The sequence below is a fragment of the uncultured Thomasclavelia sp. genome, from assembly GCF_944324745.1.
Classification (GTDB): Bacteria; Bacillota_I; Bacilli_A; order Erysipelotrichales; family Coprobacillaceae; genus Thomasclavelia.
The window spans coordinates 1-8992 of the sequence record NZ_CALUXO010000061.1 but is presented as its reverse complement, the minus strand read 5'-3'; the positions used below and the strand labels follow the sequence as shown (position 1 = coordinate 8992).

Below are 8992 nucleotides of genomic sequence, written 5' to 3'. Positions count from 1 at the left end.
AACCTTTAAAATATGCACTTAGAAATGAAGTATTAAAATATAATGGTCTAGTATCATTACTAGACCAATATCAGTTAAAACATATTTAGTATAGATTTGAACCGCCGTGTGCCGAACGGCATGCACTGGTGGTGTGAGAGGTCGAAAATAAATAAGATTTTATTTATTTTCTCCTACTCGATTACACTAAAAAAACGATTAAAAATAATTATTCAATATTATCTAATAAATTATTAATAAAGCTATCAAAATCATGACAATGAATGATATTTTGCTGTAATTTAGGATTATTAACGATTTCAATAAAAATATCATAAAGATGCTCAATATCTTGTTGGTCACCTTGTTTTATTGCTAGTAAGAAAATTATTTGAACAGTATCTTGTTTATACCAAGTTAGAGGTTCGTCAATAATTGCTACTGCAACTTTAGTATCTTTAGCACATAAACGCATTGGATGAGGTAAAGCAAATATTTCATTCATATTCGTTTTTGCTAAGTTTTCACGTTCCATTACATAATCAAAATAGTCATTATCAACAATATTTTGCTCTTCCATTAAATGACACATTTGCTTTAATAATGTTTCTTTGGATTCAATTTTATCTAAATGTAAAAATAAATTTTTATCAAAAAATTTATTAGATTTTTTCATTTTATCTAATGATATTGAAGTAAGAAATTTAGAAATATCTTCAATATTTTGATTATTTAAAGAAAAATCTACGGTAATAGTAGGAACATAATTACTCTTTAATGGAATCGTAGAAATTACAAAGTCAATATTTAACAATTCTCTTTTAGTATAATTAATAAATTCATTATATGAAGCTCTATGAACGATCATTATTTTATCTTTAAAGAAAACATTTAATCTTGCTTCCAACATTCTTGTAGTCGCTTGACCAGAACCACAAACTAAAATAACACTTTTTCTTTGAAGACTGCCAGAAAAACATCGTTCAATAGCAGCTCCAACATGTAATGATACATAACCAATTTCATCTTCGGTTAAAATATATGGAGGCTTATTGAAAATTTTTGTAATACATGTAAGGGTAATATCAAATGCAAGTGGGAAATTGGCTTTAATCGTATTTAATAAAGGATTTCGTTTATTTAGTGCAAGTGATTTTGTATTTAGAATTGATTTGAAATGTAAAAAAAGATCATGAGAGAGAATTTCATCATTACGCAAATCAAAATTATAATCATAATAAATATTATTTAATAGTTCTTCTACTAGTGCTTTAATTTTATTATCATTACTAACTAAATCATTTAAACGTGTATTAGCGACTAAATGAGAATAAATGTATTTTTTTTCACCCTCACTAATTGTAATATCAAAAGCTTCTTCTATTTCTTTAGCTATATCATTAATAAAATTAGCATAATTATCATCAATTTTAATCGCATTATTTGTATTGATATAACAGTCAAATTGAATTCGTGAAATCATTAATGCAAAATGAATGATTAAATTTTTAAAATTGAAATCATTAGTTTTAATCTGTGCAACAGTTAACTTATTAGCAATAATTTGTTTAAGTAAGTCAAGATCAATTCCTTCAAAAAGAGTATATTCATCTTTAGTAAATCCAGTAACATAATTTTGAAAATTAAACGATAACACATTTTCAACTAAACATTTACGTTTATCATTTTCATTACCAATTACTTTAATACCAACATTAGTTTTTGAAATGTATTCAAGATTATATTTTAAAAAAATATTTTTTAAAGTTTTAATATAATTTTGTAAAGTATTTTTGCTTACATAAATTTTATCTGCTAAATCATCAAGTGAGATGTAATTATTACTGTATAGTAATATATTTAATAAATACTTGATCCGGTCTTGAGAAGTATCAAGTTCAAGATTGTTCATTTTATTTTGTTTTATTGAATATAAAAAAGCGTTGTATTTTTCTTGATCATTAATTTCTATATAATACCCCGTTTTTCTTTTTAATTTAATTTTTGATCCATTTTTTTCAAGAATTTCATTAATTATTTGAATATCACTTCTGATTGTTCGATCGGTTACATGTAATAAAGATGCAAGTCGATTTACAGAAATAATATTATCTTGTCGTACATAATCAAAGATTTCATTTAAACGATTATATGGAAACACTACTACCACGCCTTCCTTATCATATCTATATTGTATAGATAATCATTTTTTTATGCAAACAATCGATTTCCACTTTAATTTGGAAATCTTGATGCATATATAATATAAGTTTCCATTTATTATTGGAAATGACTTTGATTGAAATTAATTACTACTAACTATAGAATGTAGTTGTAACAAGGAGGTAGTAAGGTGATGCTTAATGAAGATTATATTTTTTTAAATGTAAAAGCAGACAATAAAGATCAAATATTAAAATTTATTGCAAATAAAGCTAGTGAATATAATATTTGTGATAATTGTGAAGGATTGCTTGAAGATTTAAAAAAACGTGAAGAAGAATTTCCAACCGGATTACAAGACGGATTTGCGATTCCTCATGCACGTAGCAGACATGTAAAAAAAATAGCTATATTATATTTAAGAACTGATGAAGCAATTGAGTGGGGAACTTTGGATGATAAAAAAGTTAACTATTTATTTTCTCTATTAGTTCCTGAACAAAATGAAGGTAATCTTCATTTACAAATGATATCTAAATTAGCTACTTGTTTATTGGAAGATGATTTTAAAGATACAGTCAAATCATCAACTAATAAATTTGAGTTAAAAGATTATATATTAGGAAATATGGAGGTAGATTAAATGAAAATCGTTGGTATTGCCGCATGTCCTGCAGGATTAGCACATACACCTATGGCGGCGAAAGCATTAGAAAAGGCAGGAACTAAATTAGGATATGATTTGAAAATGGAACAACAAGGAAGTATGGGTCAAATCAATAAAATTACCGATGAAGAAGCTAAAGATGCAGCTTTTGTAATTATTGCTTCTGATCAAAAAATTTTAGGAATGGAACGCTTTGAAGGAAAACCAGTAATTAGAATTGATATTACAACTTGTATCAAAGCACCAGAGGCGGTAATAAAAAAATGTATTCAAACAATACAAAAATAAAAGCAATTTAACTTGGCGGAGTTAAATTGCATCCACGAAACTGTAATGAGTCGTGTGTACTCTCATTATAGCATAATTATGAAAAGAGAGGTATAAAGAATGAAGAAATTTTTAAAAGATGCTAAAGGACATATAATGTCAGGTATTGGCTATATGTTACCTTTGATTATTGGAGCATCGTTAGTTGTAGCAATTCCTAAATTGATAGGGGTAGCTATGGGTGTTAATAGTCTTGATGCTTATGCAACTAAAGATGGCTTTTTACATATTTTATATTTATTAGAGCAAGTAGGATGGACTGGAATTGGTTTAGTTAATACAGTACTTGCAGGATTTATTGCTTTTTCAATAGCCGATAAACCAGCAATTGGAGCAGGTTTAATTGGTGGCGCTTTAGCTAGTAATACTAAAGCAGGTTTTTTAGGAGCAGTTATTGCTGCGTTTATTGCAGGATACGTTGTAAAATGGGGTAAAGTGCATATAAAATTACCTGATTCAATGCAACAAATGATGCCATTAGTTATTTTACCATTTTTAGCGACTGGTACAGTTGCAATAATTATGGGGGTTGTTTTAGCAACACCGCTAGCATCAATTAATGATGCTTTAGTATCTTGGTTAAGAGATATGTGTAGTGGCGGAACTAGTCAATTGATTCTTTCAATAGTTTTAGGGGCAATGGTTGCCTCAGATATGGGAGGACCAATTAATAAATCTGCTTGGATGGCAGGTAATGTTTTAATGACAGAAGGAATATATCAACCAAATGTATATATCAATTGTGCTATTTGTATTCCACCATTAGCATATGCAATTGCTACAGTGATTAAGAAAAAATGTTTTTCACCTAGTTTTAAAGAAGCTGGTAAAGGTAACTGGGTCATGGGATTTATTGGGATTACTGAAGGAGCGATTCCTTTTACATTAGTTAAAGCTAGTCGTTTAATTCCAATTAATATGATTGGTGGTGCCTTAGGTGCTGGAATATGTTGTTTGTTAGGAGCTACTGCTAATATTCCTCCAGTAGGTGGTATGTATGGTTTTGTTTCAATTACTGGTGGTTGGGCATATTTAGTAGGAATTATTGTTGGTGCTTTATTTATTGCAATTGTGGCTCCAATGGTAGTTGATTTTAATGACAGTGAAGATGACAAAGAAACAATGTCAATTGATGATATTGATATTGTAATTGAATAAAAAATTAGGAAGATGAAAGTCTTCCTATTAAATTAAAGAGGAGTTTATATGAAAAGAAAAGTACATGTTATCCCGCATTCACATTGGGATCGAGAATGGTATTTTACAACATCTAGGTCAAAAGTTTATTTAATGAAAAATCTTAAAGATGTTTTAGATACATTACAAACAAATGATGATTTTAAATATTTTATGGTCGATGCTCAAGCATCGTTATTGGATGATTATATAAAATGGATGCCTCAAGATAAAAAAAGAATTGAAAAACTCGTTAAAGCAAAAAAACTAATAATCGGTCCTTGGTATACACAAAGCGATCAGTTAGTAATTTCTGGTGAAAGCATTGTTCGAAATATGTATTATGGAATGAAGCGATGTAGTGAATTAGGGGGATATATGAATGTAGGTTATGTCCCTGATTCATTTGGTCAAGCTGGAAATATGCCACAAATTTATCGTCAATTTGGAATCGAAGATACTTTATTTTGGCGTGGTGTTAGTGATGATATGGCTAAACATACAGATTATAATTGGCGTGGTGATGATGGTAGTGTCGTTTTTGCAACTCAAATTCCGTTTGGTTATTATATTGGAGGTAATATTCCTGAAAATGATCAAGAAAGTGAAGAGTTTTGGCAAAATGAATGTTTAAAAAAAGCGGGTAGTCGTAGTGCTACTAGACATATTTATTTTCCTAACGGTTTTGATCAAGCACCGATTCGTAAAAATTTGCCTGATTTAATTAAAAAAAGAAATGAAAAAGATGCAGATAATGAATATGTAATAAGTTGTATTGAAGATTATATTAAGGATGTTAAAAGCGAAAATCCTGTTTTAGAAGAAGTAAATGGTGAATTAGTAATTGCAAAACATATGCGAATTCATAAATCAATCTTTTCTTCACGAAGTGATTTAAAGGTGTTAAATACTCAAGTTCAAAATTATGTTACTAATATTTTAGAACCGATGTTAACAATGTCTTATCACTTAGGTAATGATTATCCTCATGAAGCTGTTGATGAAATTTGGAAATTATTATTTGAAAATGCAGCTCATGATTCAATTGGTTCATGTATTTTTGATACTGCTAATGAAGATGTTTATATGCGTTATAAACAAGTACGAGATATTGCAGTTAATTTAGTTGAATTACATTCTCGATTAATTGCTACAAAAATAAAAAATGAAACCACTAATGAAATTACATTAACATTATTTAATACATTACCACAAAAACGTAAAGAAACAATTGTTTTTGAAACATACTTACCAGCAGATAATTTTGCAATTAAAGATGCATATGGAAATTTAGTTAAATATACAGTTATTGAAAAAACAGATTTAACAGATTATGTTTTATCACAAACAATTCGTCTTAACCCTAGTAAAAAGATTTATTTACCAAGTGTAGTATATCATGCAAAAATTGCAATTGAAGCAAATGAAATACCATCATTAGGTTATATACAATATACAATTGATTTAAATGATCATTCTAATGATGATCTTAAAGAAATAGAGAATATCGAAAATGAATATTATATTATATCAATTAATGAACAAGGAAGTTTAGATATTTATGATAAATTAGCTGATTATCACTATAAAAATCAAGCAGTTCTTGTTGAAAATGGAGACGATGGCGATAGTTTCAATTATTCACCTCCATGTCAAGATTTAGAAGTGTTTTCAACTGATAGTAAGTTTGAATATCAAATTTGTGGTTCAAATCTATATCAAAAAGCATTAATTGATTATGAAATGACCATTCCTGCAGATTTAAAAGAACGCTCAAAACAAATAACAAGTGTTAAATTACCAGTAACTTTAGAAGTAGTATTAAAAAAAGGTTCTAAAGTAATTGATTTAAATGTACATGTTGATAATCAAGGGTTATCACATCGCTTATGTATTTTATTTGATAGTGGTTTAATAACTAAGTTCAATTATGCTGATCAACAATTTGGTTTAATTAAACGACCAAATAGTTATGATAAAGAAATGAAATTATATCTTGAAGGCATAGGTAATCAAGAAAAAGTAGCACAACCAAAGGTTGTAGAATTAGCTAACTGGTCAAATGATCAATCAACTTGGCAAGAGCCACCAATTTCAATTGAACCAACCCAAAGTTATGTTGCACTTGCAAATAATAATCGAGGTATAGCTGTTATACCTCAAGGAGTTCGTGAATATGAAATTGTTGGAGAGCAGGGAAATCAAATTAGATTAACGTTGTTTAGAACATATGGTTTTATGGGAAAAGAAAATTTAGTTTATCGTCCTGGTCGAGCTTCAGGTGAAAGAATCGTTGCAACACCGGCAGCACAGTTATTAAAGAAGATGGATTTTAAATTAGGATTTACAACTTTTAATAGTGATATTAATAATGCTGATATTGATATTTTAGCTAAAGAATATAATACGCCTATACAAGTTTATGAATATGCAGATTTTTTAAATGGTAGATTGATTTTTGTACAAGAAGATGTAGAACAAAATTTACCGGTTGTTAATTCTTTATTTGAAAGTCAAAATAAATTAGTAGTAAGTGCAATTAAGAAAAGTGAAGATGGTAAAGGTTATGTAATTCGTTTGTTTAATGGAAAGGATCATCAAGATATAGGTGATAAATTAACTTTTAATTTTAATATTAGTGAAGCTTATTATACTAATTTAAAAGAAGAAATATCTAAGGAGATAAAAGTTGTTAATAATTCTATAACAATTGAACCAATTTCACATTGTAAATTTATAACGATATTAGTTAAATAGTTATAACTCAATTATGTAAAAAAGAAGTACTAGAAATTCTAGCACTTCTTTGTTATTATATTCCTTTTATCAACCAAGTAATAAATTTAAGAGGCGAGAAATTAATAGCCTTTTTGGAAAATGTGAAGTCATATTCTGCCTGTAGTTTTATTTGAATTTGTTCAGATGTGCATCTAATACTAACAAAAAAATTGCTATCATATTCAATAGTTGCTCCATCCTCAAAATCGTATGAAATGATAGAGTAGTTATCTTGAATCCGTTGAATGCACTTTTTATCAAAGTCACTTTCTTGAAACGGTATCGAGAAAATATAAGTTAATGAAGTAACAAATAATTTGTCTAATTTAGTTTTTATCAATATATCGAGTTTTTTTTCATCAGGATTAAAAACTGTTGCTTTTGCCATAACTTTTTCGCAAATACTTGAAGCTGTACTCCCAGATATTTTTTCTACAGATTCATCATACACACCATTTTTATATTTTGGCATAGGAGACTGCAAATCAAAATCACTTAGCGGGACAAAATTCATTAATATTCCGTTAGCTCTTTTACGAAGTAACCGTTGCACTTTTTCTCGATTATTTACTAAATCGTCTTTTGTAAATCCATCACAAAATGGCCCAATAGAAATATCAGTTTCTTTACTTAAACCAAATATAACTCCTGTTAAAATGGGTCTTTGGGGAGAAGCAATCGATACCGTATTATTTACATCGGTCTGTTGGAATTCTCTGTGTAACTGCACTAAGGCACTTTGAATTGATTTGCGGGCATCCAAGTATAAACGTCCTGACAAAGCCGACGGAATGTTGCAGTCATCCAATAGTACAGGGATAATTCTAGGCTTCTTATTCTCGATGTTTTTAGTTAGAGCAATATTCAATTCTTCTGTTACCCAAGGAGATTCGCTCGAATTGTGGGAAATAAAAAGCATATATATATCTACATTATTTAGAGCCTCTGCTATTGCTGAAATTATACTTTCTCCCAGCGAAATATTTTTTACATCCATCCAGATATCAAAACCATTTTTAGCCATTAAACTTGCAAATAAAGAAACCCTTTCTTTATCTTTTTGACTATAACTTATGAAGACAGTTTTCTTAATCATGTTTTCCCTCCATTCTATGAGTGGTAATTTTTTATTAGTTTATCAATATAACGAAGTAATTTTTTATGTCCCATTAACTTTGAAATCTTATGAGGATAAAGTTCTTCACTTTCATCAGGAAGTTGTATACTTAGAAGCATTATATTTAATGTTTTTAAGTCTTCAACATCCAAATTTCCACATATGTTTGAGAAACTAATGCGGTTAAACTCGAAACATTACCATATTTCTTTGCGTCCGCTTCGTCAATATACTTTTATGTGGTAGGAGAGTACAGTCTTTCCATGAACTTTGCATGTTTTGTACTTCTAATTGTTTTTGCATTTTCTTTAACTCGTTGGCTGTTTCATTATCCTGCTCCTTTAGACGTACCTCTAATTCATCGTTTAATTCTTTTTTAGACTTCTTATTTGTTTGATATGTGAATAGGCTGTAATAATTGGTACAGCAATTAAAACTATATTCTTTATGGTTTGTAGTGTATTATTGTCCATAAAATAGACTTCTCAAATTTTTCATTTTAATTATATCAAAAGTTTAGTCCAATTTCCAGAGGACAGGTTTCACTAATCATTCGTAACATTTATGTCCCCGAGCAGCTATGGTAAAATATAGGTAGAAAGATAAGAAAGAGGTTTCTATTATGAAGATGATAGTGAAAGTAACCGCTGCTTCCTTTGCTTTTGCCCTCACTTTGCTGACTGTCCTGTACTGGTTCCTCTTTGATCTCTGTGCGTTTTTCCTAACGATTATCTTGGTCATTGTCGCTGTTTTTTGGGATTGGCCTCTTTTTCATGCACATTCCA

The 8992-nt window shown here is 29.0% G+C and carries 6 protein-coding genes; 4 read left to right on the top strand and 2 right to left on the bottom strand.

Annotated elements, in window-relative coordinates; all coding sequences use genetic code 11:
• Window positions 1-208 precede the first annotated feature (208 nt).
• Window positions 209-2149 carry a BglG family transcription antiterminator gene (locus Q0K54_RS07930; protein ID WP_241146462.1) on the bottom strand — a complete coding sequence of 647 codons (1941 nt, stop codon included), beginning with the start codon at window positions 2147-2149 and terminating at the stop codon, window positions 209-211.
• 186 nt (window positions 2150-2335) lie between these two features.
• On the opposite strand from Q0K54_RS07930, the gene Q0K54_RS07925 reads away from it, so the two are divergent.
• The 4 genes from Q0K54_RS07925 (at window position 2336) to mngB (ending at window position 7069) form a co-directional block, all read left to right on the top strand.
• A complete protein-coding gene (locus Q0K54_RS07925; RefSeq protein WP_087390310.1) occupies window positions 2336-2785 on the top strand; it encodes a PTS sugar transporter subunit IIA in 450 nt (149 codons plus the stop codon).
• Window positions 2786-3097, top strand: coding sequence for a PTS fructose transporter subunit IIB (locus tag Q0K54_RS07920; protein WP_087256917.1), 312 nt, complete (start codon window positions 2786-2788; stop codon window positions 3095-3097). It begins immediately after the preceding gene.
• A 99-nt stretch (window positions 3098-3196) separates the two neighbouring features.
• On the top strand, window positions 3197-4294 hold the full coding sequence (locus tag Q0K54_RS07915) for a PTS fructose transporter subunit IIC (protein WP_087256919.1): 1098 nt from the start codon (window positions 3197-3199) through the stop codon (window positions 4292-4294).
• Window positions 4295-4342: 48 nt separating this feature from the next.
• Complete coding sequence (gene mngB, locus Q0K54_RS07910; RefSeq protein ID WP_087256920.1) at window positions 4343-7069, top strand: mannosylglycerate hydrolase; 2727 nt, start codon at window positions 4343-4345, stop codon at window positions 7067-7069.
• Window positions 7070-7124: 55 nt separating this feature from the next.
• Here mngB and Q0K54_RS07905 read toward each other — a convergent pair whose 3' ends face one another.
• Entirely contained in the window at window positions 7125-8186 is a 1062-nt protein-coding gene (locus Q0K54_RS07905) for a toll/interleukin-1 receptor domain-containing protein (protein WP_087256922.1), read from the bottom strand.
• Between the last annotated feature and the right edge of the window lie 806 nt (window positions 8187-8992).

What these genes read in the sequence shown, in the direction of transcription:
- Q0K54_RS07925 (WP_087390310.1), top strand. Translation starts at nt 2,336, where the DNA reads ATGCTTAATGAAGATTATATTTTTTTAAATGTAAAAGCAGACAATAAA.
- Q0K54_RS07920 (WP_087256917.1), top strand. Translation starts at nt 2,786, where the DNA reads ATGAAAATCGTTGGTATTGCCGCATGTCCTGCAGGATTAGCACATACA.
- Q0K54_RS07915 (WP_087256919.1), top strand. Translation starts at nt 3,197, where the DNA reads ATGAAGAAATTTTTAAAAGATGCTAAAGGACATATAATGTCAGGTATT.
- mngB (WP_087256920.1), top strand. Translation starts at nt 4,343, where the DNA reads ATGAAAAGAAAAGTACATGTTATCCCGCATTCACATTGGGATCGAGAA.
- Q0K54_RS07905 (WP_087256922.1), bottom strand. Translation starts at nt 8,186, where the DNA reads ATGATTAAGAAAACTGTCTTCATAAGTTATAGTCAAAAAGATAAAGAA.